Annotated in this window: 19 protein-coding genes; 3 read left to right on the plus strand and 16 right to left on the minus strand. The window is 62.5% G+C overall.

Annotated elements, in window-relative coordinates:
• Positions 1-116: 116 nt before the first annotated feature.
• Positions 117-1,037, plus strand: coding sequence for an ornithine carbamoyltransferase (argF, locus tag DU505_RS02925; RefSeq protein WP_114477513.1), 921 nt, complete (start codon positions 117-119; stop codon positions 1,035-1,037).
• A 28-nt stretch (positions 1,038-1,065) separates the two neighbouring features.
• On the opposite strand, the gene DU505_RS02930 is transcribed toward argF, so the two are convergent.
• The 3 genes from DU505_RS02930 to DU505_RS02940 are packed head-to-tail and all read right to left on the minus strand — an operon-like array spanning position 1,066 to position 4,598.
• Complete coding sequence (locus tag DU505_RS02930; protein WP_114477514.1) at positions 1,066-3,051, minus strand: putative bifunctional diguanylate cyclase/phosphodiesterase; 1,986 nt, start codon at positions 3,049-3,051, stop codon at positions 1,066-1,068.
• Positions 3,052-3,085: 34 nt separating this feature from the next.
• On the minus strand, positions 3,086-3,769 hold the full coding sequence (locus tag DU505_RS02935) for an OmpA/MotB family protein (RefSeq protein WP_114477515.1): 684 nt from the start codon (positions 3,767-3,769) through the stop codon (positions 3,086-3,088).
• On the minus strand, positions 3,762-4,598 hold the full coding sequence (locus DU505_RS02940) for a motility protein A (protein WP_114477516.1): 837 nt from the start codon (positions 4,596-4,598) through the stop codon (positions 3,762-3,764). The genes DU505_RS02935 and DU505_RS02940 overlap by 8 nt, the downstream gene beginning before the upstream one ends.
• A 242-nt stretch (positions 4,599-4,840) precedes the next feature.
• On the opposite strand from DU505_RS02940, the gene DU505_RS02945 reads away from it, so the two are divergent.
• Together DU505_RS02945 and DU505_RS02950 are read left to right on the plus strand one after the other, a co-directional pair.
• Positions 4,841-5,617 carry an EAL domain-containing protein gene (locus DU505_RS02945; protein ID WP_114477517.1) on the plus strand — a complete coding sequence of 259 codons (777 nt, stop codon included), beginning with the start codon at positions 4,841-4,843 and terminating at the stop codon, positions 5,615-5,617.
• 95 nt (positions 5,618-5,712) lie between these two features.
• On the plus strand, positions 5,713-6,915 hold the full coding sequence (locus DU505_RS02950) for an EAL and HDOD domain-containing protein (RefSeq protein WP_114477518.1): 1,203 nt from the start codon (positions 5,713-5,715) through the stop codon (positions 6,913-6,915).
• A 98-nt stretch (positions 6,916-7,013) separates the two neighbouring features.
• Here the strand turns inward: DU505_RS02950 and DU505_RS02955 are convergent, their stop codons facing one another.
• The 13 genes from DU505_RS02955 to DU505_RS03015 form a co-directional block, all read right to left on the minus strand.
• Positions 7,014-7,730, minus strand: coding sequence for an RNA polymerase sigma factor FliA (locus tag DU505_RS02955; protein ID WP_114477519.1), 717 nt, complete (start codon positions 7,728-7,730; stop codon positions 7,014-7,016).
• A 29-nt stretch (positions 7,731-7,759) separates the two neighbouring features.
• Complete coding sequence (locus DU505_RS23055) at positions 7,760-8,221, minus strand: flagellar protein FlhE (protein ID WP_114477520.1); 462 nt, start codon at positions 8,219-8,221, stop codon at positions 7,760-7,762.
• Complete coding sequence (locus DU505_RS02965; protein ID WP_147273040.1) at positions 8,218-8,634, minus strand: hypothetical protein; 417 nt, start codon at positions 8,632-8,634, stop codon at positions 8,218-8,220. Before DU505_RS02965 ends, DU505_RS23055 begins: the two co-directional genes overlap by 4 nt.
• A 180-nt stretch (positions 8,635-8,814) precedes the next feature.
• Positions 8,815-11,016 (minus strand): flagellar biosynthesis GTPase FlhF, encoded by a 2,202-nt coding sequence (gene flhF, locus DU505_RS02970; protein ID WP_181872709.1) that lies wholly within the window; start codon positions 11,014-11,016, stop codon positions 8,815-8,817.
• A gap of 3 nt (positions 11,017-11,019) precedes the next feature.
• Positions 11,020-13,101 carry a flagellar biosynthesis protein FlhA gene (gene flhA / locus DU505_RS02975; RefSeq protein ID WP_114477523.1) on the minus strand — a complete coding sequence of 694 codons (2,082 nt, stop codon included), beginning with the start codon at positions 13,099-13,101 and terminating at the stop codon, positions 11,020-11,022.
• A complete protein-coding gene (flhB, locus tag DU505_RS02980; RefSeq protein WP_181872710.1) occupies positions 13,098-14,330 on the minus strand; it encodes a flagellar biosynthesis protein FlhB in 1,233 nt (410 codons plus the stop codon). Before flhB ends, flhA begins: the two co-directional genes overlap by 4 nt.
• Positions 14,331-14,476: 146 nt before the next feature.
• Entirely contained in the window at positions 14,477-15,166 is a 690-nt protein-coding gene (cheZ, locus tag DU505_RS02985; protein WP_114477524.1) for a protein phosphatase CheZ, read from the minus strand.
• A gap of 37 nt (positions 15,167-15,203) precedes the next feature.
• The gene (gene cheY, locus DU505_RS02990) at positions 15,204-15,593 is read right to left on the minus strand and encodes a chemotaxis response regulator CheY (protein ID WP_114477525.1); all 390 of its coding nucleotides are present in this window, start codon (positions 15,591-15,593) and stop codon (positions 15,204-15,206) included.
• A 62-nt stretch (positions 15,594-15,655) separates the two neighbouring features.
• Positions 15,656-17,410, minus strand: coding sequence for a methyl-accepting chemotaxis protein (locus DU505_RS02995; protein ID WP_114477526.1), 1,755 nt, complete (start codon positions 17,408-17,410; stop codon positions 15,656-15,658).
• A gap of 55 nt (positions 17,411-17,465) precedes the next feature.
• The gene (locus DU505_RS03000; RefSeq protein WP_114477527.1) at positions 17,466-18,527 is read right to left on the minus strand and encodes a protein-glutamate methylesterase/protein-glutamine glutaminase; all 1,062 of its coding nucleotides are present in this window, start codon (positions 18,525-18,527) and stop codon (positions 17,466-17,468) included.
• A 139-nt stretch (positions 18,528-18,666) separates the two neighbouring features.
• Positions 18,667-19,545 carry a CheR family methyltransferase gene (locus DU505_RS03005; RefSeq protein ID WP_114477528.1) on the minus strand — a complete coding sequence of 293 codons (879 nt, stop codon included), beginning with the start codon at positions 19,543-19,545 and terminating at the stop codon, positions 18,667-18,669.
• Positions 19,542-21,737, minus strand: a complete 2,196-nt coding sequence (locus DU505_RS03010) for a methyl-accepting chemotaxis protein (protein WP_114477529.1) — start codon at positions 21,735-21,737, stop codon at positions 19,542-19,544. Before DU505_RS03010 ends, DU505_RS03005 begins: the two co-directional genes overlap by 4 nt.
• Before the next feature lie 143 nt (positions 21,738-21,880).
• Positions 21,881-24,070 carry a methyl-accepting chemotaxis protein gene (locus DU505_RS03015; protein WP_114477530.1) on the minus strand — a complete coding sequence of 730 codons (2,190 nt, stop codon included), beginning with the start codon at positions 24,068-24,070 and terminating at the stop codon, positions 21,881-21,883.
• Positions 24,071-24,083: the final 13 nt, after the last annotated feature.

The following is a 24,083-nucleotide window of genomic DNA, read 5'->3' on the forward strand; positions in this document are numbered from 1 at the left end:
TACCCGACCATGACGCTCAGTCTTTGCTCATGATGCTCATTCTACTGATGACGAGCGCATTGCGCATCCCCCGCGGGCTGGATAGGATGGGGGTTTTTTCGCGCGGAGAGATCGCCATGGCGACACGCCATTTCCTGACCCTGCTGGACCTGAGCCCGGAAGAGCTCCACTATCTGATCCAACGCGCCATCACGATCAAGAACCGCTTGCGTGCCCAGGGGCCAAGCTACTCGCCCTTTACCAACCGTACCCTGGCGATGATTTTCGAGAAATCCTCGACCCGGACTCGCGTTTCGTTCGAGACCGCCATGGCGCAGTTCGGTGGCCACGCCCTCTTTCTTTCTCCGCGCGATACCCAGCTCGGCCGGGGTGAACCCATCGCCGATACCGCTCGGGTGCTGGCCGAGATGGTCGACGCGGTCATGATCCGCACCTTCGCCCATGAGGGGTTGGAAACGTTCGCCGCCGCCAGTTCGGTGCCGATCATCAATGCGCTTTCCGACGACTACCACCCGTGCCAGCTGCTGGCCGACGTGATGACCTGGACCGAGCTGCGGGGCAGCGTCAAGGGGCGCACCGCCGTATGGGTCGGCGACGGCAACAACATGTGCCACTCCTGGATCAACGCCGCACGGCAGTTCGATTTCCAGCTGCGGATCTGCTGCCCCGAAGGTTATGAGCCGCGCCAGGACATTCTCGATGCCGCCGGCGATCGCGTCAGCATCCTCCACGATCCGCAGCAGGCCGTTGTCGATGCCGACCTGATCACCACCGATGTCTGGGCCTCCATGGGGCAGGAGGAGGAGCAGGCCAAGCGTGAAGCGGACTTCGCCGGCTACCAGGTCAGCGAGGCCCTGCTCGACCGTGCCAGTCACGACGTGCTGTTCCTTCACTGCCTGCCGGCCCACCGTGGCGAAGAGATCAGCGAGACGCTGCTCGACGACCCTCGCAGCGTGGTATGGCAGGAAGCCGGCAATCGCCTGCACGCCCAGAAGGCATTGATCGAGTTCCTGCTGCTGGGGCGGGTAGAGGACTGACCGAGCGCAGGCAGTTTTCGTACAGAGGCTAGCGCCCGGCGGCACAGGTGGACGACTCGAGCAGCCTGGTCAACGCATGGATGGGCAGCGGCCGCGAGTAGAGATAGCCCTGGTAGGCATGGCAGCCGTGGGCCTCCAGCCAGTCGCGATGCGCCAGGGTTTCCACGCCCTCGGCGATGACCTCGAGTCCCAGATTGCGCCCCAGGCTGATGATCGTGGCGGAGATCATCTCATTCGACGCATCCTCGAACAGGGTGCGCACGAAGGATTGATCGATCTTGAGCTGGTCGAGCGGCAGGCAGCTGAGATAGGAAAGGGATGAGTACCCGGTGCCGAAGTCGTCCAGCGAGAAACGCACCCCCATGCCCTGAACCCGCAGCATCGTCTCGCGCACCGCCTCGGGCTCCTCCATGAATAGCGTCTCGGTCAGCTCCAGCTTCAGCCGCCCCGGCCGCGCCCCGGTCGTCTCGAGTACCGCTGCGAGATTGGCCACGAAATCCGGCTGCTGGAACTGCAGCGGGCTGATATTGATTGCCATGGTCAGTTCGGCTGTTCGGGGATCACTGGCCCACCTCGCCAACTGGCGGCATGCCGTCGCCACCACCCAATTACCGATGGCAACGATCAGATAGCTCTCTTCAGCCACCGGGATGAAATCATTCGGCGGAATCATGCCGTGCTCCGGGTGCTCCCAGCGCAGCAACGCCTCGACTCCGGTCACCTGCGACTTGCCGTCCACCTGGATCTGATAGAAGAGTTTCAGCTCTCCGCGCTTGGCTGCCTGGCGCAGGTCCGACTCGATCATGGCGCGTCGCACCGCCACCGCCTGCATCAGGGGGTCGAAGAAACGCAGCGTATTGCGGCCCGCCTGCTTCGCCTGGTACATGGCCATCTCCGCCTGCTGCAGGCATTCCTCTGCTCGCCCGACACCATCGCCGAGCGGGGTAATGCCGATGCTTCCGGAGAGCAGGTGTCGACGCTCGTTCAACCAGCAGGGCTCGGTCAGCTTACCCAGCAGCTTGGTTGCCAGGCGCTCCGCCGCCTGCGAGGTTCCGTCGATTGTCTCGCCCAGGCCCTCCGCCAGGATCACGAACTCGTCGCCCCCCAGGCGGGCCACCAGGTCGACATCGCGACTGACCGCCTGGATGCGCCTGGCCATGAGCTGCAGAAGTTCGTCGCCACACTGGTGGCCCAGGCTGTCATTGATATGCTTGAAACCATCCAGATCGATGAACAGCAGGACACCCTGCTGTTCGCTCTCCCGTGACGCTTCGAGCGCCTCCGCCAGCCTGTCCAGCAACATGCGACGGTTGGGCAACCCCGTCAGCGGATCGAAGAAGGCCAGCCGATGCGCCTCCTGCTCGGCGGCCTTGCGGTGCGTGATGTCGCTGATCGTCGCCACGTAGTGGGTGCTCTTCCCTTCCGCGTCCTTTACCGCACTGATGGTGACCCACTGCGGATAGGTATCGCCGTTCTTGCGCCGGTTCCAGACCTCACCCTGCCAGCTGCCCTTCTCATGGATGCTACCCCACATCTCACGATAGAAGTCCGCATCGTGACGGCCGGAGTTGAGCAGCCGCGGATTCTCGCCCAGCACCTCATCGGCACTGTAACCGGTGATGCGTTCGAAGGTGACATTGACCTTGCGAATGATGCCGTCGGCATCGGTGATGAACATGCCAAGATGCGTTTCGAATGCCATGGCGGCGATACGCAGCTCCGCCTCCAGTGAATCATTGATCTGTCGCAGAGACTGCTCGCTGCGTTGCAGCTCCGCTTCAGTGCGAGAAAGACGCAAATAGTGAAGCAGGATCAACAGGCCGAGTGCCGCTATCAGCAGCCAGCCGAAGGAGAGCAGCAGCACCTTCTGGTGCCATGGGGTCAGCGGGCCGAGCACGCCGTATCCGGCCAAGGCCATGCCGGGAAGCACGACGACGATCGACACGAGATACAGCGCAGTGGCCTGTCGTGTCGACCAGCGCCGCCGCGGCCGCTGGTCTCGAGCATGAATCATCGCTCGATGGCCCGTGAGATCGTTTCGCCTTCAGTCACCTCGCACCCAGCTCCTGCTTGAGCAGCAGTTCCACCCGACGGTTCTCGGCGCGGCCCTCTGCGGAGTCGTTGCTTGCCAGGGGACGGGTCTCGGCGTAACCCACCGCGCGCAGCCGCTCGATATCGACGCCCAGTTCGGCCAGGTACCGCAGCACGGCGATGGCCCGCGCCGACGAGAGCTCCCAGTTGGAGGGAAAGCGTGCCGTGGCAATGGGAATGCTGTCCGTGTGCCCCTCCACCGAGACGTCGCCATCGAAGGCATCCAGCACGTCGCGCAAGCGACCCAGCACCTCTCGCCCCTGAGAGGTCAGGTCCGCCTGGCCGCTGGAAAACAGCAGGTTGTCATCGATCCGCAGCGTGATCCCTTGCTGCCCCTCTGCCATGCTGACGCCTTCGATATCGAGTCCGGAGAATTGGGGCTGCAGGCCATCATGGCGCGGCTTGAGCCCCGACCCTGCGACCATACGCGCCGACGCCTCGGCCTGGGGCGTGATAAATGCAGCGAGCTCGCCGCCATGCTGGCTTCCCTTGATGGCCAGGCCGTTGCCTGACAACGAGAGCAGCAATACGAACAGGGTGATGAGCAGCGTAAGGACATCGAGATAGCTCATCAGCCAGCCATCGCCGTCGCTCTCCACCGTCGGCGGGGCAAGCATGTCACGCATACCGCGATCAAGCATTCTGCCCCTTCCCTCCTGCCGACCCATTGCCCGCCGCACGCGAGCGCTCGGTCACGATAGGGTCGCGAATCTCGTCGTGATAGTTGGCGACGAAAGAGTTGAGGGTCTCCTCGATGAAAGAGGGCAGACGCCTTTTGGTGATCAACGAGATCCCCTCGAAGACCATGTTCATGGCGATGAGGCGCTCCTCGGTGCGGCGCTCGAGCTTCACCGCAATGGGCTTGAAGACGAGGTTGGCCAGCAGGATGCCGTAGAAGGTCGTGAGCAGGGCGATGGCCATTCGCGGGCCGATGACATGAAGGTCGCCGGCTTCCATGACCTCCAGCATGTTGACCAGCCCCACCAGGGTGCCGATCATGCCGAAGGCCGGCGCATAGGTGGCCATGGTGCGGAATATCTGCGCCTCGGCATGTTCGCGTGCCTTCAGTCGCGCGATGCGCCAGCGCAGAAGGTCGAAGATCTCGTCCTCCTTGGTATTGGCGATCACCAGCTGGATGCCGGTACGCAGGAAGGGATTGCGCGCCTTCTCCAAGGCCTCCTCGACGGCCCGAACATCACCCTTGAACCACAGCCGCGAGATATCCACCAGTTCCTTGATGTCGTCTCGCATGTAGGTATTCTCGCGCCGAAACACCAGCCCCACCAGGCGAACCACCCGCACGACCTCCTTGAGCGGATAGCTGATGAACGTGGCCGCCATGGTTCCAGCCAATACGATGGCAAGCCCGGGCAGGTTTACAAAGCTCTGTGGCGACTCGGCGGTGAAGAATAGTACGCTGACCAGCAGGATGACGCTGGCGAACATACCGATGATGGTTGAAGGGTTCATGCGGGCTCCTGATAGGGGCTTCGAGTCTAGGGCATCAATCGGCGGGGTAAGCCGAAACTTGAGGTGCAAGCTGGCGAGAAGCCGGCCGCACATGATCTATGTCAAGCAATTCGCTGCTCCCTCCAAATTATGCAGCGTTCAGCATGGGCAGAAACGGGGCTCAAGTTTCGTCCGCGTCTGCCGATTCAACGGGTAACGGGGAATCCGCTCCCCACAGTCGACTGAAAGCGACGGGAGTCTGCATGCATCAATGCGCCGAAAAGGAAGGACGCTGCACCATCTGCGAGGGACCGCTCCCGTTTGCGTTCACCATGGCCTTCCAGCCGATCGTGGACCTGGAAACTTCCCGCGTCACCACCCATGAAGCCTTGGTACGCGGCCCCGGCGGCGAGTCGGCCTACAGTATCCTGTCCCAGGTCACTCCCGACCTCCTCTACCGGTTCGACCAGGCTTGCCGCGTCCGAGCCATCGAGCTCGCCAGCCAGCTGGGCATGACCGAGGACCTGTCGATCAACTTCCTGCCCAATGCCGTCTACGAGCCCTCCGCTTGCATCCAGGCAACCCTGGTAATCGCTGCCCAGGTGGGTTGGCCCACGAACCGACTGGTCTTCGAAATCACCGAGACCGAGAAGGTCCACAGCCAGGCACACCTCCATGGCATCATCGAAGCCTACCGTAGCATGGGCTTTACCACCGCCCTTGATGACTTCGGCAACGGCTTCGCCAACCTCGATCTGCTGACCGATCTCCGCCCGGATCGGCTCAAGATCGACCGCGTCCTGATTGATGGCTGCGACAGCGACCCACGCCGACAGGCCATCCTTCGAGCCATCGTCGGGCTTGGCAAAGCCCTGGATATCGCCCTCATCGCCGAAGGGGTGGAAACCCGAGAAGAAGCCCTCTGGCTGGGGCGCAACGGTCTCACGCATCAGCAGGGCTTCTTCTATGCGCGCCCCAGCCTGGCAAGCCTGACTTCCGGTCTGGAGCCAAAGCTTCACGCCTTGAAACAGGCACTGTAGCGGTGTGCAAGAAACCTCGATCGGTCGAAAAGACGCAGAACATCGAATCATGACGACATCTGAGCGCCGTGTCGCTCAGCAGGGAGCCCAGCAGCATGCCAGAGCAAGTGGATCTCGATCCTTGCACCATCGCCCTCCATCCGATTCACGATGCGAATCACGCCCATGTGGCTGACCGCCTGGTCTATCGGCCAAACAGCGCATCCGAGTCGGACGACACCATGGCCGCCACCGCCAGGGCGTTGACCGGCGCGGTCTACGAGCTCGGGGATGCGGGCCTGCTCGGCGAGCGTACGCTATTCATCGACCTGCCGATGGCGTGGCTCGACCGCCCCGAGCTTCTCCCCACCCCGGCGCCCCGCCTGGCCATCGGCATCGCCGATATGCCGGAAGTGGACGACGTCCTGCTCGCTCGCCTGGACGACATCCGCGAGCGGGGCTATCGCATGATCTTTCCCGCCAGCCTGATCAAGCGGCATCTCGAAGCGATGCTGCCCCGAACCGACATCATCCTGGTGAAGAAACCCGATGAACTCGATGCCAAGACACTCGAACGACTCCCCGCCCGCAACATCAAGCTTCTGGTGGAGAATATCGAGGAACGAGAAGAGCTCGAGCGCTATCGCGAGATCGGCTGCGCCTACTATAATGGTCACTACCTGGCACGCCCCAGCTTCATCGCCTCCGCACCGCGGGGACGACACGGCAACCGCGCGGCCCAGATCCGCCTGATTCGCGCACTCTATGAAGACGATAGCGACATCCATCGTCTCCAGGAGCTCGTGGTGCAGATCCCCCACCTGCATGTGGCCGTGCTGCGCCGTGCGAATTCGACCTATTTCAATCGCGGAGGCAGGGAGATCGACCTGCACCGGGCGATGCAAGTACTCGGCCTGATCGAGTTGCGCCGCCTCATCCTTACCCTGACCTTGGCCAGCCTCCAGCCCTCATCCAGAATCATCCTGCGCATGGCGCTGATCCGCGCCTTCATGTGCCGCAACCTGTCGGCCCCCTTTAGCGGCCTGGACGCCGAAGATGCCTTCACCACCGGGCTATTCTCCATGATGGATGCCCTGCTCGAAGAGGACCGAGACACCCTGTTCGCACAGCTACCGCTCAATCCCCTCATCATTCATGCCGTGAAGGATCGAACCGGTCCGCTCGGTGCCGTGCTGACACTCTGCGAGAATCATGAGCGTCAGGTCGAGGAAGCGGCCAACGACATGCCTGCGGATCAGTTGCATAGCTGCTACATGGCAGCCCTGGCCAGCGCCCGCTCCCTGATGAACAATCTATGATCAGCGCTTCAAAGGATCCTTTGAAGACCCCTTGAAGAACCCTTGAAGAACCCTTGAAGAACCCTGGTAAAGAACCCGCCAGGGCGATACAGGACCCGCTAGTCTTCCTCATCGCCCTGTTCGGCGAGTCGGCTGCGAAGCCGACTGACCGCCTGGCTATGGAGTTGACAGACCCGGGACTCGGTCACGCCCATCACGACACCGATCTCCTTGAGGTTCAGCTCCTCCTGGTAGTAGAGTGCCATCAGCAGCTTCTCCCGCTCCGGCAACGCCTCTATTCCTTCCACCAGTTGCTGCCGCTTCTGCTGATCGATCAACTGCTTGTAGGGCGTATCCATGGTGGCGTCCGCGACGCCAGGCTCAACACCCTCTGCCAGCAGCGCCTCGAACGGCAGCAAATGGCCACTGTTGGTATCGTTCAGCAACTGGCGATACGTCGCCAGATCCATATCCAGCTCGGCAGCAATTTCCGTCTCCTCGGCGGGCCGGCCAAGATGCTGTTCTAGTCGCCGGACCGCCTCGTCGACAGCCCGGGCGTTACGCCGCACGCTGCGCGGCAGCCAGTCACGGTTTCGCAACTCATCGAGCATGGCGCCACGTATGCGCTGACTGGCAAAGGTGGCAAAACTCGCGCCCTGCGAGGAGTCGAAACGCCCCATGGCCTCGAGTAGCCCAACCGTACCGGCCTGAATCAGGTCGTCCAGCTCGATGCTTGCCGGAAGACGCACCTGCAGGGTGAGCGCCTGACGTCTCACCAGCGGATAATATTCCGCCAGCATATCCCCCTGGTCGATCTTGCCTCGTGCTGTGTACATACTCTTGCTCTCGTCGCTGACAGCCCAATTCAAAGGGTTCTGATTCGCTCAACCGGTCTCGCTTGGTTCAAGGACGGCCCAGGATGATGATTGACGATGACCTGAAGCCCCTGCAGTGTCATGGCACGCTGTCGGCTATCCTGCAGAGCAAACTGAAAGTAGAGCACCGAGTCCGCCGGTATGCCGGCTAATGCCTCGGTATGCCCACGCGGCCCTGCCAGAACCACACAGCCCCCCACGTGGCAGAGTCGAGCGTCCACCTCTCCTCCTGCCGGGGGAGTGAATTGCCAGCTTACCCGTCCCACTACCTGGCCTATCGCCAGTCCAGCCGTGGGAGGTGCCAAATCGGCTGACTGAACCGGACGGTCGGGCATGACCACCTGCACCGAAGGTGCGGTCGCCACCCAACTACCCGATGCCTGTGCCTGGGAGGCCAGCAGAGCGCACCCCAACCCGGTTACCAGCCTCGTCCACGCTCGGATTCGTTTCATCTCGCCAACACTAATAATTCGATGCCCAGGTAGCTTGACGCAGCATGACGAAGATTGCTCAGCAGCCCCTGTCGCCCCACGCTCGGGGGATGCACCAGGACCAACCGCTTGGGCCCTCCCCGCTCGGCCACTTGTTTGAGCACCCGATAGGCGCGGCGGAATGCCTCTGGATCGGCATCCACCCATAGCGCCCACCGCGCTTGCTCGCTGACCAGCACAGGCAGGTGCGGGCTGCCGACAGGCAGGGCCACCACACGCCAGGCATGGGGGTTACCGACCCATTCCCGGCCCTGGTCGGCCCAGTACTCGAAGAGCTCGATCACCCTGCCGGTATGAGACGAGCCACTACCGGGGAGCCCCAACACCATCAGCGTCGTCTCATCCACCAGATGACTGGCCGGTCGTCTCTCCAACGTCGGTTTGCCCGCGGAAGCCCGAGCGGGGCGGTCAGGGTCAACTGAATGGGCAGCCGTTGGCTGCGTCCCTACCATCGTTACCAACATCTCGGCAACGTGATCGGGGCACGTCTCCTGTGGTGGCCTTGGGGCCGTGGTCGCCAACTTGCGTAGACCGGCCGCCTGATCCATTCCCATCTAGCCAGCCTCCCTTTCACCAAGACCCAGATGCCGAATGGCATCGCGTACCATGAACAGCTGCACCAGCGATTCGAGCAGTGCCAGATCGCGGCGACGCTGCCTCCCCCCGGCCAGCCCCAGCAGCTCGGCACGCAAGTCCATGGCCCCCTCGTCTTCGGCCAGGTCCAGATGCACCGCAACTGCGGCCAGCCCACTTGCCATCAGCAGCCGCACATCAGGCCGGACCTCACCCAGTTCCGCTGGCGCCAGCCGCTGCCAGGCTCGACGGGTAAGCTGAGGCAGTGCGTCACCCTGAAGCTGCGCCAGCAGCAGCGATTGCGGGTCGCGTCCCAATCGCGCCGGTGCGATCCAGTAGCGTTTCGCCAGGACGCGACCGCTTTCGGCGTCCCGTACTTCGCCGAGCCAGGCTCGCGACGCGATCGTCTCGCTGACGCCCTTGCCGGCCTTGGGGGACACCGCCACCGGCAGACTTGAAAGGTTCATGCGCCCCGGCGCGCCGCGGAAGCGGCACGCTACGTCACCCATTGGCTCGGCCAGCTCGCCCAGTGCCGATAGCGACTGACGCTCGCCGGCATGCTCGACACGCTGGCTGCCGCGCACCTGGCTGCACCAGGTCAACGCCTGCTGCTCCAGCCAGTCTGCGGCCTCTCCATCGGGCAGGCCGTTCAACAGGTGTACGCTGACCGACAAGCGGTGCAACGTTTCTTCCAGCCGCGCCTTCTGCCCTGGCACCTGTAGGTGCTGAAGCAACGGCAATGCCAGCCAGACTCCATCCGGATCGAGGGCGATATCCGGCATCGACCAACGCTCACCCTTGACGCGCCGTCGCTCGCTCCACAGCATGCCCAGTGCCTGACCGGCTTTCGGATAGACTGCCAGCATTGCCCCCAGCCGGTGCTGCTGAACGGACTCCGGCAAACCGAGCAGGTCCCAGACCGATTCCAGCTGCCCGAAGCCGGACAGTCGCTGTCGCAAGGCCTGCAGCGTGCTGGATAAACGACGCCCCTGCCCCAGCAGGCTCGGGGAGCGAGCCGGCATGTCCGCCGCGCCCTGGCGTGCCGTCGATGACGGGACGGAGACTCGGGACGCCAGCGCCTGATCGATCAGAATCGGTACGTCGGCCACCGACATGTCCTCAGGTACGCGCTGCCCATGGGAGACGAACAGCAGGCGCAAGCCATGACGCATGACGATATCCAAAACCGGCGCCAGGCGGCCGGCCTCATCCTGCTTGGTGATGATGCAGTCTACGAGCTCGGCGCCCGCCGCCTGTGCCGCCTGGCGATAGCGGATCACGACCTCTTCCAGCGTCTCGGGCTGGCTGGCTGCATTCAACAGCAGCACCAATCTCACCGGGGCGTCGCCGCCACGCAGATGCGCCACCTGCTCGATGACACGATGGTCTCGCTGGCTCATGCCCACGGTATCGATGATCACCCAGGACTTGCCGCGCATGCGTTCGAGCAAGTCTGAGACCGGCTGATCGGCGTTAAGCGCATACATGGGGACATCGAGCAGGCGCGAATAGATGCGCAGCTGCTCATGGGCGCCGATACGAAAGCTGTCCGTTGTCACCAGGGCGACCGGGCGGGTACCGTGGCGCATCACGTAACGCGCGGCCAGCTTGGCCGTGGTGGTGGTCTTGCCAATTCCCGTTGGCCCGATCAAGGCTACGATACCGGTACGATCCAGGAAGGCCCCCTCGTCGTCGAGACCCTCCAGGCGATTAAGCAATTGGCGCTGCAACCAGCTCATGGCACGGTCATCGACGCCATGACCGGCCAGTTCTTCCGGCAGTGCCGAGACCACCTCACCGGCCAGCTCCTGGCCGAACCCGGCTTCACGCATTATCTGCAACAGCTGTTCGCGCAGGCCGCCGACAGCTTCCGGCGGTCCCTGCTCGCGTGACAGCAATGCCCGCATGTCGCGCATCTCCTCGAGCAGCCTTGCGCTCATGGCCTCGAAGGCACTCGAGGCCGCCGGCTCGACAGCAGGAGCCGGCTGAGCAGGGCTCGGTTCATGCACATGGCTTTCGGGGGCATCGCTACCAGCGGGCGCAGCCGACTCGGCCATGGCCAGGATCTCGACGCCGTCGTCGACCCGCCGATTGGCCAGAATCAGGGCCTCGTCGCCCAGCGCTTCGCGCACCTGACGCATGGCATCTCGGCTGTTGACGCCTGTAAAACGCATGACACTCATCGCTTATCGACCTCCCACCAGCGTCGTGACGCGCAGTGTCCTATCATCGGGAATTTCCGCCTGTGACATGACCACGAGATGACGCAGTCGACGACGCAGGAAACGGGAAAGCAACGGGCGCAGGCTGTGCTGAACCACCATGACAGGCGGTTCACCACTCGCTTCATGGCGGCTCAATGCCTGCTCCGACTGGCTCATCAGTGTCTCCGCCAACCCAGGTTCAAGGGCGCCGTTGCCGTTCATAGCCTGCATCAGCACCTGCTCCAGCTGCGCCTCCAGACCAATGACATTGAGCGTATCCTGGCCGGGGAACCACTGCTGGGTGATCGACCTGCCCAGGGCGATTCGCACCAGGGCGGTCAGCTCATTGGCATCCTGCTGCTGGGGCGCATATTCCGCCAGCGTATCGAGAATGGTACGCATGTCGCGAATCGAAACGTCCTCTTCCAGCAGGTTCTGCAGGATGCGTTGCAGCGTGGTCAGATTGATCGCCTTGGGCACCACGTCCTCGACCAGGGACTTCTGCTCCTCACCCATCTTGTCGAGCAGCTTCTGCACCTCCTGACGCCCCAGCATCTCGGCAGCGTGACGATGCAGGACGTGATTGAGGTGCGTCGCCACCACGGTGCCGGCATCGACTACCGTATACCCATAGACCTGGGCATGCTCGCGCTGGCTGGAATCGATCCACACCGCGGGCAGGCCGAAAGCCGGATCTTCGGTGGGGGTGCCTTGCAGCTGGCCCGTCACCTGGCCGGGATCGATGGCCAGCCACTGCCCTGGGAAAGCCTCGGCACGGCCGATCTCGGCACCCTTGAGGGTAATGACGTAGGTATTGGCACCCAGCTCAAGATTGTCGCGGATATGCACCACCGCCGGTAGAAAACCCACCTCCTGCGCAAACTTCTTGCGCACACTCTTGATGCGGCCCAGCAATTCGCCCGCCTGGCGTTGATCGACCAGCGGGATCAGCCGGTGCCCCACCTCGAGCCCCAGGGTATCGACCAGCTGGACATCGTCCCAACTCGCCTCGGGGGCCTCGGGTGGTGGTGGTGGCTCGGCACTGATCTCCTGCTCGACCAGGCGCTGCTCCGCCTGACGGGTCAGCATCCAGGCCAGGCCTGCCAGCAGGCCGGTAAAGATCAGGAACACCATGTTGGGCATGCCCGGGACCATGCCCAGCAGGCCCATGACCACCGCGGCCAGAATCAGCACCTGGGGATTGACGAACAGCTGGCTGATCATCTGCTGACCCACGTCCTCCTCGGTGTTGACCCGGGAGACGGTGACGCCTGCGGCAGTGGAGATCACCAGCGCCGGAATCTGAGCCACCAGGCCATCACCGATGGTCATCAGCGTATAGGTCCTGGCCGCATCGGCGAAGCCCATGTCGTGCTGAAGCATGCCGATCAGTAGCCCGCCAATAATATTGACCACCATGATCACCAGGCCGGCCATGGCATCACCGCGCACGAACTTGCTGGCACCGTCCATGGAACCATAGAAGTCCGCCTCCTGGGCCACCTCCCCGCGCCGCTTGCGGGCATCCTCCTCGCCGATAAGCCCGGCATTGAGGTCGGCATCGATGGCCATTTGCTTGCCCGGCATCGCGTCGAGCATGAAGCGGGCACCCACCTCGGCAATACGACCGGCGCCCTTGGTGATCACCATGAAGTTGATGATGACGAGAATCAGGAACACCACCAGGCCGACGGCGAAGTTGCCCCCTACAAGGAAGGTGCCGAAGGCTTCGATCACCTTGCCGGCGGAATCGCCCCCCTGGTGCCCCTCCATCAGAATGACGCGGGTAGAGGCCACGTTGAGCGAGAGTCGCAGCAAGGTCGTGAACAGCAGGACCGCCGGGAAGGCGGCGAAGTCCAGCGGTTTCTGGGTGAACATGCTGACAAGCAAGACCATGATCGCCAGCGCAATATTGAAGGTGAACAGCATGTCCAGCGCAAAAGGCGGCAGCGGCAGGATCATCATGGCCAGGATCATGAGGATCAGGATCGGGCCTGCCAGCAGCTTCATGCGCACGTCGCCCATCCAGTCGCGACGACCGATGAAGTGACTAAGGGACTTCATTGGCGTCCCCCGGTGGAGTCATTGTCTTGTGGCGCACCGCCTTGTGACGCATTGTCCTGTGGCGCATTTCGATCAGCCTCGACGTTGTCACCGGGCACGGGCACGGCCATCGCAGGCGGTATGGGTAGATCCTCGGGCGTAGGCGGCACGTCACCTCCCTCGTGCGACACATGCTTGAGACGGAAGGCCCAGGCCAGCACCTCCGCCACTGCGGTATACAGGTCCAGCGGTATCTCCCTGTCGATATCGACGTGATGATACAGCGCTCGCGCCAGCGGCGGTGCCTCGAGCAGGGGCACGCCGGCCTCCTGCCCCAGCTCCCGGATGCGTGCCGCCACCATGTCGGCTCCCTTGGCCACGACGCGCGGCGCACCCATCTGTTTCTCGTCATACTGCAACGCCACCGCATAGTGGGTCGGGTTGGTGATAATGACGTCTGCCTCGGGCACCTTGCTCATCATCCGACCTCGCGCCATAGCCTGTTGCTGGGAGCGGATGCGCGCCTTGACATGCGGATCACCTTCGCTCTCCTTGTGTTCACGCTTGACCTCCTCCTTGGACATGCGCAGCTTCTTGGCATGGCTGAACAATTGATAGGGCACGTCAATCAGGATGACCACCAGCAGCGTCAGCACCATCAGTCCGCAAGCCTCTGCTGCCATCATCAGCGCACGCGCCAGGGCCTGGGTCGTGGGCTGATCCAACAGCGAAAGGTACTCCCCGCGATTGAAATAGAGGTAGGCCATCCCTACCCCACCGATCAGCATCGACTTGGCTACCGCCTTGAACAGTTCGACCAGGGCCTGCACGCCGAACATCCTCTTCAAGCCCTTGAACAGATTCAGCTTAGACAGCTGGGGCTTGAGCGACTTGGCCGATATCAGCCAGCCTCCCAGCATCGCCGGTGCCACCAGGGCGATCAGCGTCAACAACAGGAACAGCGGCATCATCGTCCACAGCGTGCGCTGCCCCAGGTTCAGCACGTTGACCAGCATAGGCCCCGTCTCGAAGGCTTGTTGCCGCTCGAAGAGGAAGGCCTGCTCCATCACCAGGCCCAACTGGTCATAGAGCATGGCACCCATGGACCACATTCCAACGACCCCACCCAGCAGCAGCATGAACGTGGTCAGCTCGCGGGAACGGGCAACCTCGCCATCCTCGCGCGACTTCTCGAGTCGTCGTGGCGTGGCCTCTTCGGTCTTTTCCTGATCACTGCTTTCGTCGGCCATGGCATCCGGGCATTCGTGTGCACGCTGGCCATTGTGGGGGCTTCAGGGGAGGGGTAATACGCCAAAAAGCGCCGATGATCGTGGCCTTATCGACCATGACCTCCGGCGCAGAAGCGTTATTGGTAACAACGTAGGCGGGCTGGGAGCTAGAAACCCAGCTGGTCGAGCAGGTCGTCAACCTGGTCCTGGTCGGTCACGATATCGACACCGGGCTTGACCTGAGGGCCATTAAGCAAGCTCTCTTCACGCTTGCGATCCGATTCCCATTGATCGTTGGCCTTCTGCTGCATGGTTTCCCGGTCCATATTCTCGGGTACGGCATCGATGAGCACCTGGACCAGTTGGTGCTCGATCTCACGAATCACATCCATCATCTTCTTGATGACCTGGCCCGTCAGGTCCTGGAAGTCCTGGGCCATCATGATCTCGAGTAGCTCTTTCTGGGTCGCCTGGGTCTTGTCCGGCACAGCAGCCAGGTAGGAGCGGGTCTCGCTGACCAGTTCGCGCGCCTCGTCCAATTCCTTGGGTTCGGCGAACCACTCCGCCCAACGCTTGTCCAGCGATGCGGCACCGTCGGTGAGTGAATCCTGCAATGGCTGCGCCTTGTCGATGGCGTTCAATGCCCGCTCGGCGGCCTGTTCGGTCATGGTCGCCACATAGCTGAGGCGGTCACGGGCGTCGGGAATGGCTTCCGCCGCCTTCTCGATCTCCTTGTCCAAGCCCAGCTCACGCATGCTTTCTCTGAGAGTACGCGTCAGTTGGCCGATACGCTGCACCAGATCATCGCCTGCGGCGCTGGACGGCTGCGCCTCGCAAGGCTGCTCGTTTGCGCTCATCTTGTCGTCTCCTTCACCAGGATCCACCGCCTGGCAATCACTTGCCCATTTTCTCGAATATCTTGTTGAGCTTTTCTTCCAGGGTTGCGGCCGTGAACGGCTTGACCACATAGCCACTGGCGCCTGCCTGGGCAGCAGCGATGATATTTTCTTTCTTGGCCTCTGCGGTGACCATCAGTACCGGCAGCCCCTTGAGCCCATCGTCGGCACGAATCTGCTTCAGCATCTCCAGTCCATCGAGATTGGGCATATTCCAGTCCGAGACCACGAACTCGAAGCCCCCTGATCGAAGCTTGCTCAATGCTTCCTGGCCGTCTTCGGCCTCCTCGACATTGGTGTAGCCGAGCTCCTTGAGCAGGCTCCGAACGATCCGGCGCATGGTCGGGAAGTCATCGACCACCAGAAAGCTCATGTTCTTGTCAGTCATCGGGATTCCTCGTTAGTGTCATGCAATAGTTGTCTGACGGCGGCCCTCACCACCGTCGTGGTTCAGAATTCTTCCCACTCGCCCTCGGCCACAGGCTCGCTGCGCGTCTTGCGCTGCGGCTTGGGATCCACCTCGGCAACCTGGCGCTGAGCAGGTCTGGCCAATGCCGGCACTCGAGTACGGGCCGCCCTGTCGGCACGGCTCGGCTCCTTATCGGTCGAGGCGCTGGAGGCCGTGTGTCGCGGGGCCTGGAGCGCATCACCGGCCAGACGGAACACCGCCACGGCCTGCTCAAGTCGACTGGCCTGCTCTTCCAGAGAAGATGCCGCCACGGTTGCCTGCTGCACCAGCGAGGCATTCTGCTGGGTAACCTGGTCCATCTGCCCCACCGCCTGGCTGACCTGTTCGATACCGTCGCTCTGTTCCTGCGAGGCCGCGGAAATCTCGTCCATGATGTCCGTGACACGACGAACCGCCGCCACCACCTCGTCCATGGTCTCCCCGGCCTGCTCGGCCAGCGTCGACCCCGCTTTCACCTGGGCGACCGAATCGTCGATCAGCTCCTTGATCTCCTTGGCGGCCGTGGCGCTGCGACTGGCGAGGTTACGCACCTCGCCAGCCACGACGGCAAAACCGCGACCCTGCTCGCCGGCCCGGGCCGCCTCCACGGAGGCATTCAGCGCCAGGATATTGGTCTGGAACGCGATGGAGTCGATGACACTGGTGATATCGCTGATCTTCTTCGAGCTGGTCGAGATGCCGCCCATCGTCTGCACCACCCGATCGACCACCTCCCCGCCGCGCTCCGCGGTGGTGGAAGCATCCAGCGCCAGGCCGCTGGCCTGGCGAGCATTGTCGGCGTTCTGGCGAACGGTGGCGGTGATCTCCTCCATGCTCGCAGCGGTCTCCTGCAGCGAAGCCGCTTGCTGCTCGGTGCGCGACGAAAGATCGGCATTGCCGCCGGCGATCTCGCGAGTACCGATATGAATCGAGCCGCTGCTGTCGCGCACCTGGCCGACGATACGCACCAGGCTCTGCTGCATGTTACGCATGGCATTGAATAGCTTACCGATCTCGTTATGGCTCCCCTCCGGGATTTTCCCGGTCAGGTCGGCCTTGGAGATGGTCTGCAGATGCTGTACCGCCGAATGCAGGGGGCGAATAACGATCTGGCGCAAGCCGGCATAGATCCCAATCACCAACAAACCGATCAGGATCAGCAAAGCAAGCCCGGCTCGCTCGAACCAGAGGGCTTGGGTGTGGAAGTCCTCGATAAGCGCATCAGTCGTGCCGAAACCATAGTCAACGAATGCGGTAATGCTTTCCGCAAGCGCATTGCTCGGCGCTTCCAGCTCTTCGCGCAGATTGCCGAAACCCGGTGTATTGAGCTCGTCGAGAGCAACATGCTGTTGGCGAACGAGATCGAGCACGGTGGTGAAATACGACTCCACCTCGGTAGCGTGGGCAGAGCCCTGGGCCGACTTGGGGACGGCAGAAAAATTGGCAAGTCGCTGCGCGGAACGGTCGAGGTGGCTGAGCGCCAGGTCGAGCTTTTCGTTGGCCTGCTGCATGCGACCCAGCATGACCTGGTTGGAAGCGATCTCGAGGTTAACCCTTGCCGCATTGAGCAGAGCATCAGCCCGGTTGATCTCGTTCAGCTGCTCGGCACTGATCTCGTTCAATGTTGACAGCGCACGATTGGCATTTCGTTCCGCCACGAAGCCCATGCCGGCGATCAACGCAATGAAGACGACGAAAGTTGCCAGGACAGACACCATGGCGGCATGAATACTGATGTTGCGGATGAATCGACTCATATCGGCAGTTCCTCGCGCGCGGTGACGCTAGCAGCTTCAATCATCATTGTTTTGGTCATACCCGCTGTGCCCGGCCGGAAGCCGCCACCAGGGCCATCAGGCGTTCCGGGATATCGTCAAGGCCGATGGTTTCCGTGGCCCCCCCCAGGGCAATGGCCTCTCGGGGCATGCCGAATACCACGCAGCTCGCCTCGTCCTGGGCCAACGTGGCCGAGCCGGCCTGACGCATCTCCAGCAACCCCGCCGCACCGTCCTTGCCCATTCCGGTCAATATCACACCGATGGCATTGCGGCCCGCCTGGGTCGAAGCGGAATGAAAGAGCACATCCACCGATGGGCGATGCCGGTTGACCGGCGGACCGTCGTCCAGCCGAGCGACATAGTTGGCCCCACTACGAGCCAGTTTGAGATGGGAGTCACCCGGGGCGATATAGGCATGCCCCGGCAATACGCGCTCGCCGTCCGTGGCCTCCTTGACCGATATCTGGCACAGGCGATCGAGTCGCTCGGCAAAGGAGCGGGTAAATCCGCCCGGCATGTGCTGGGTGATCAGAATGGCCGGACTGTTGGCCGGTAGAGGCTCCAGTACGGCGCGTATCGCCTCCGTGCCTCCTGTCGATGCCCCGATGATGATCAGCTTCTCGCTGGAAACCAGCGGCGCCTTCAGCGTCGGACGTGCGGTCTCCTCCGGCCGCCTGGCCTGTCGCGGACGCGACTTGGCGGCGGCACGGATCTTCTCGGCAATATCGTTGGCATAATCCATCATGCCATTGCGTATCCCCAGTGCCGGCTTGGCCACGAAATCGACAGCACCCAGTTCAAGGGCTCGAAGCGTGACTTCGGAGCCCGCCTGCGTCAGTGACGACACCATCAGAACCGGCATGGGCCTCAGGCGCATCAATCGCTCCAGGAAGTCGAGGCCGTCCATGCGCGGCATCTCCACATCGAGCGTCAGCACATCGGGGTTATGGCGCTTGATGAGATCACGCGCTACCAATGGATCCGGCGCTACGGCCACGACCTCCATATCCGGCTGGGAGTTGATGATCTCGGTCAGCAGGTCGCGTATCAGCGCTGAGTCATCGACACACAGCACCTTGATCCTGTTCGATCCCAAGACGAGGCCTCCTTGATGGCCAGGGCCGCTCGACGCGACCCAAGGCGAATGACGTTATAGCTTTACCATCGGCCTGGAAGGCCAAAACTTTAGCGCCAAGACGGCAAAAGATGGCAGCCGTACAGGACGGCAAGTACGTTCAGCGATGGCCTGCCAATGTGTAGACTGTCTGCCCTCGCAGCCGGAAGACCTTGCTGATATAGGAGAAGTTTTCGGAGTGGCCGGCAAACAGCAGTCCGTTGGGCTTGAGCAGAGGGGCAAAGCGCTCGAGAATCCGAGCCTGGGTCTCCTTGTCGAAATAGATCATGACGTTACGACAGAAGATCGCATCGAACGGGCCCTTGATCGGCCACTGGGGTGCCAGCAGGTTCATTGACTGGTACTCCACCAGCGAAGAGACTTCGGGCCGGATCCTGGCAAATCCCTCGTGTTGCCCCTTGCCCTTGTGAAAGAAACGCTTGACGCGAGCCTCATCGAGCTTGCGCACCTGCTCGATGGGGTAGACCCCCGCTCGGGCTCGTTCGAGCGCTTCGGTATCAATGTCGGTTGCCACCACCCGGGCATCGGCCGCCTTCGCACCCAGACTCTCGAGCAGCGTCATGGCCAGCGAATAGGGCTCCTCCCCCGAAGACGCCGCGGCACTCCAGACACGCACCGGTCCACTGACCTGGCGAACGTGCTCGGCCAGGAGCGGGAAATGGTGCATCTCGCGGAAGAATGCGGTGAGGTTGGTGGTCAGCGCGTTGGTGAACGCCTCCCATTCCCGCGCATCAGGCTGGCGTGCAAGCTTTGCCAGATAATCGCTGAAACGGGTCAAGCCGTGGTGGCGCAGGCGTTTGGCAAGTCGACTGTAGACCATCTCGCGCTTATGCTCCGCCAATACGATGCCCGCACGCTGGTAGATCAGCTTGCGAATCTGGTTGAAGTCCTCGTCGGTCAGGATCAGATCACGCTCGAGCTGACCGAGCCCGGACCACTGGCCCCGATCGAGGCCGGAGCCGGAGTCTGTTGTCGTCAAAACGTTTCCCACTCTTCATCCATGGATGATGTTGCCTTGCCGTGTTGCTTCGCCGGTGACGGCTTCAGCGGACGTGGGTCCTGCTGTAGAGACGGCACGGTAGGTCTCGGGCTTTGCTCCCTGGTCTTCGTCTGAGCTGACGTCAGGAGCTCGACCTTTTCAGGTCCCGCACCGCGCAAGCGGAACACCCGTATGGCCTGGTCCAACTGTTCCGCCTGATACTGCAGATCACTGGCCGCACGTGCACTCTGCTGCACACGCTCGGCATTCTGCTGGGTGACCTGATCCATCTCGGTGATCGCCTGGTTGATCTGGCCAATACCGCTGCTCTGCTCCTCGGAGGCGGCGGTGATCTCGCCCATGATGTCGTTCACCCGCGTGGATGCGCTCACCACTTCCGCCATGGCGCTCTCGGCCTTCTGTACCTGGGCCGCCCCCTCCTTGATCTCGCTGGCGGAACCGTCGATCAACTGGCGGATCTCCTTGGCGGCATCCGCGCTGCGTCCCGCCAGGCTGCGCACCTCGCCGGCCACCACGGCGAAGCCGCGACCCTGCTCACCGGCCCGCGCCGCTTCCACCGAGGCGTTCAGGGCGAGGATGTTGGTCTGGAAGGCGATACCGTCAATGACGTTGATGATATCGGTCATCTTGTTGGAACTGGCGGTGATCCGCTGCATGGTCTCGACCACGCCATGCATCAGGTCGCCGGTATCTCGCACGCGGCCGGCGTTTTCCAGCGCCAGCCCGCTGGCCTGGCGCGCATTGTCGGTATTCTGCTGCACCGTGGTGGTCATCTCCTCCATGCTGGAGGCGGTTTCCTGCAGCGAGGCGGCCTGCTGCTCGGTGCGGGCCGAGAGATCCTCGTTGCCACGGGCAATGGAGCGCGAGGCCGGCGTCACCACGTCGATGCCTTTCTGCACGCTCTGGGTGGTGCTGTAGAGGCTGCGACGCATGGTGTTGAGCGCCTTGAGCAACAGGCCAACCTCGTCACGCCGCGGCTCGGGGGAACGCAGCGCCAGGTTACCGGAAGCGACCTGCAGGGTGAAATCCACCGCTCGACGCAACGGCCGGGTGATCGAGGCCATGGTCCAGAGACCCAGCATGATCAGGAAGGCGACACCGAGCGATACCGCGATGACCTGCGCCTTGAGCATGACTGCCTGCCCCTGGGCCGCTTGCTCCGCCAGGGAATCGGCAAATGCCAGTTTGCCCTCCACCAGCACGTTGATGCTTTCCCCGATAAGCTCGACCTCCGCTCTAAGCACATCATTGAAGGCCTCGTAGGCGGCGAAACCGCTGCCCTCGATAAGGGCGGCCAGCGTGGGGCGAATACCTTCCTGTACGGCAACATCGAGCTGCCCGTCCAGGGTGACAATCTCCGGCTGGCTGGCGTCTTCGCCCTTCAGAAAACTCTGCCAGGAGGTTTCAATGCGCTCGACGACAACATTGACCTCATCGTCGAGTTCGTGGATCTGCTCCAGGCGCAGCGCTCGCGGATTGCGCACCGGACGCTCCAGGTCGATCATCAGCTGACTCAGGAGCTGGTCGATACGCTGAAGATCGGCGATGTCCTGTACGCCGTTGTTGTTGAGCTGTGCAACGCGGTCGCCCGATACCTGCAGTCCATAGAGCCCCGCGCCACCGCTGAGCAGAAGTAGCAGGACGGGGACCAGGGTCATCATGACCAGCTTGGCACGAATGGTATGCAGGTTGAGGCGGGCGAAGAACCCGAGCGGGCCAGGGCGCACCAGTTGACCCTGGCGGAATGCCAGGTGCCTGGCTCGCCCTTCGCGCAGACGGGCGTAATCGCGCGCGGTCTTTTCGGCATCCGCCGGATCGACTTTGGCACACACAGAGGTGTAGCCGAGGCACTTGCCCTCGTCGAGAATGGGAGTGACGGTGGCATTTACCCAGTAGTGATCGCCGTCCTTGCGACGGTTCTTGACGACACCCTGCCAGGTATCGCCCTGCTTGATGGTCTGCCACAGGTCGGCAAACGCCTCTGCCGGCATGTCGGGATGACGGATGAGATGGTGGGGTGAGCCGATCAATTCATCATGATTGAAGCCACTGACCTCGACGAACGCCGCGTTGGCATAGGTGATATGCCCTTCCAGGTCCGTGCGAGTGATCAAAAGGTGCTGATCGCTCAGCGTATACTCACGCTGTGTCACCGGCCGATTATCGCGCATGTGTCGTATCCTTTGTCCCCTAGTCCGGAGAACCCAAGCCCTTTACCTGGACTCTTCACGTAAGTCCGTCGTAACCACCCTTCATACGATCCTCGTGATAAGCCCTTCCATCACGGCGCACGCATGCATCAGCTCCGCTAGCGTCAGAAAGCAGTCCATTCCTCCTCGGCCGATGGCCGTTGCGTGCTCTCTGGCGCCCGTCTGGCGGGTAACGGGTCGCGCTGCAAGGCTGAATTGTCAGTCGGCTTCCACCTGGGGCCGCCGGAGTGGTGCCCTTGGGCTTCCCGCGGGCCAGGCACCTTCTCTGGGCCAGCGCCGCCCAGGCGAAAGACGCGAATCATCCGGTCGAGCAGTTCCGCTTGACGCTGCAGATCACTGGCCGCACGCGCACTCTGCTGCACACGCTCGGCATTCTGCTGGGTGACCTGATCCATCTCGGTAATCGCCTGGTTGATCTGGCCAATACCGCTGCTCTGCTCCTCGGAGGCGGCGGTGATCTCGCCCATGATGTCGTTCACCCGCGTGGATGCGGTCACCACTTCCGCCATGGCGCTCTCGGCCTTCTGTACCTGGGCCGCCCCCTCCTTGATCTCGCTGGCGGAACCGTCGATCAACTGGCGGATCTCCTTGGCGGCATCCGCGCTGCGTCCCGCCAGGCTGCGCACCTCGCCGGCCACCACGGCGAAGCCGCGACCCTGCTCACCGGCCCGCGCCGCTTCCACCGAGGCGTTCAGGGCGAGGATATTGGTCTGGAAGGCGATACCGTCGATGACGTTGATGATATCGGTCATCTTGTTGGAACTGGCGGTGATCCGCTGCATGGTCTCGACCACGCCATGCATCAGGTCGCCGGTATCTCGCACGCGGCCGGCGTTGTCCAGCGCCAGCCCGCTGGCCTGGCGCGCATTGTCGGTATTCTGCTGCACCGTGGTGGTCATCTCCTCCATGCTGGAGGCGGTTTCCTGCAGCGAGGCGGCCTGCTGCTCGGTACGAGCCGAGAGATCCTCGTTGCCACGGGCAATGGAGCGCGAGGCCGGCGTCACCACGTCGATGCCTTTCTGCACATTCTGGGTGGTGCTGTAGAGACTACGACGCATGATGTCCAGAGAACCGAGCAGCGCGCCGATCTCATCGCGGCTCTTTTTCGGCGTGTCCACCGCCAGGTTGCCGGAGGCTATCTGCAGGGTGAAGTCCGCTGCACGACGCACCGGCCGGGTGATGGCACGAAGGATCCATACGCTGATAATCAACAGCAGCACGAAGCCCAGCGCCATGACGCCTAGCTGGCCGACAAGCATCTGCTGCTGCCCACGCTCGGCGTCTTCCGCCATGCTCAAGGCCGCGAGCCGCTGCTGATCCACCAGTTGATTGACAAGTCCGGACAATATGTCGGCACTCTCACGCAGACCGGCCGTATGGTTGTTCAGCGCCATCATGGCATCGAATGCCTCGGGGCCACCCAGGGCCTCTGCCATGGGCTCCAGCCCTTCTGTCAGATAGTCGGTGAGTGCGTCGTCGAATGCCATCGCGACTGAGGTCCGGTTGACCTCGCGGGCGAGATACTCCTGCCACAGCGCGTCAAGACGAATACCGCCATCCGTCAGCGATTCGGCAATGTCATGGCGCTCATTGAGCAGGGCCATCCGCTCTGAGCCGGAAAGCCGCTGCGGGCCCTCATTGATCAACTGGTCAAGCTGTTGCAGCCGGATGACATCCTGCAGGCCGTCACGGTTCAGCTCCGCCAGTCGCTCGCCCGATAACTGAATACCATAGAGCCCAACGCCGCCACTGAGCGCAAGCAACAGCAGCGCCGACAAAGTGAGCATGGAGAGCCGTGCACGGATGCTATGCAGGTTGATACGTGAAACCCAGCCCAGGGGGCCGCGACGCACCACCTGGCCAGCACGAATGGCAAGACCGGTGCGGCCTGACCGCAGGCGTTCATAGGCACGGCCCGTGGCAGCGGCAATGCTCGAATCCACCGCGGTGTGTACCGAAGTGTGGCCCAGGCATTGGCCGTTCTCGATGATCGGCGTGACCGTGGCCCTGACCCAGTAATGGTCGCCATTCTTGCGCCGGTTCTTGACCACCCCTTCCCAGGATTCGCCACGCTTGAGCACCTGCCACAGGTCGGCAAACACCTCTGGCGGCATGTCGGGATGACGAATCAGGTTGTGATTCGCCCCGATCAGCTCTTCGTGGCTGTAACCGCTGACCTCGACGAATGCCTCGTTGGCATAGGTAATCCGGCCCTCGAGATCGGTGCGGGAGATCAACAACTGCTTGTCATCCAGAGCGTATTCGCGCTGCGTTACCGGCTGATTGTCACGCATGTTTATTATTCCC

The sequence above is a fragment of the Billgrantia montanilacus genome, assembly GCF_003336675.1.
Taxonomy (GTDB): Bacteria; Pseudomonadota; Gammaproteobacteria; order Pseudomonadales; family Halomonadaceae; genus Halomonas; species Halomonas montanilacus.

Bases quoted from the DNA above. Each gene is read 5' to 3' on its own strand.
- argF (WP_114477513.1), top strand. From the start codon at position 117: ATGGCGACACGCCATTTCCTGACCCTGCTGGACCTGAGCCCGGAAGAG.
- DU505_RS02930 (WP_114477514.1), bottom strand. From the start codon at position 3,051: ATGATTCATGCTCGAGACCAGCGGCCGCGGCGGCGCTGGTCGACACGA.
- DU505_RS02935 (WP_114477515.1), bottom strand. From the start codon at position 3,769: ATGCTTGATCGCGGTATGCGTGACATGCTTGCCCCGCCGACGGTGGAG.
- DU505_RS02940 (WP_114477516.1), bottom strand. From the start codon at position 4,598: ATGAACCCTTCAACCATCATCGGTATGTTCGCCAGCGTCATCCTGCTG.
- DU505_RS02945 (WP_114477517.1), top strand. From the start codon at position 4,841: ATGCATCAATGCGCCGAAAAGGAAGGACGCTGCACCATCTGCGAGGGA.
- DU505_RS02950 (WP_114477518.1), top strand. From the start codon at position 5,713: ATGCCAGAGCAAGTGGATCTCGATCCTTGCACCATCGCCCTCCATCCG.
- DU505_RS02955 (WP_114477519.1), bottom strand. From the start codon at position 7,730: ATGTACACAGCACGAGGCAAGATCGACCAGGGGGATATGCTGGCGGAA.
- DU505_RS23055 (WP_114477520.1), bottom strand. From the start codon at position 8,221: ATGAAACGAATCCGAGCGTGGACGAGGCTGGTAACCGGGTTGGGGTGC.
- flhF (WP_181872709.1), bottom strand. From the start codon at position 11,016: ATGAGTGTCATGCGTTTTACAGGCGTCAACAGCCGAGATGCCATGCGT.
- flhA (WP_114477523.1), bottom strand. From the start codon at position 13,101: ATGAAGTCCCTTAGTCACTTCATCGGTCGTCGCGACTGGATGGGCGAC.
- flhB (WP_181872710.1), bottom strand. From the start codon at position 14,330: ATGGCCGACGAAAGCAGTGATCAGGAAAAGACCGAAGAGGCCACGCCA.
- cheZ (WP_114477524.1), bottom strand. From the start codon at position 15,166: ATGAGCGCAAACGAGCAGCCTTGCGAGGCGCAGCCGTCCAGCGCCGCA.
- cheY (WP_114477525.1), bottom strand. From the start codon at position 15,593: ATGACTGACAAGAACATGAGCTTTCTGGTGGTCGATGACTTCCCGACC.
- DU505_RS02995 (WP_114477526.1), bottom strand. From the start codon at position 17,410: ATGAGTCGATTCATCCGCAACATCAGTATTCATGCCGCCATGGTGTCT.
- DU505_RS03010 (WP_114477529.1), bottom strand. From the start codon at position 21,737: ATGCGCGATAATCGGCCGGTGACACAGCGTGAGTATACGCTGAGCGAT.
- DU505_RS03015 (WP_114477530.1), bottom strand. From the start codon at position 24,070: ATGCGTGACAATCAGCCGGTAACGCAGCGCGAATACGCTCTGGATGAC.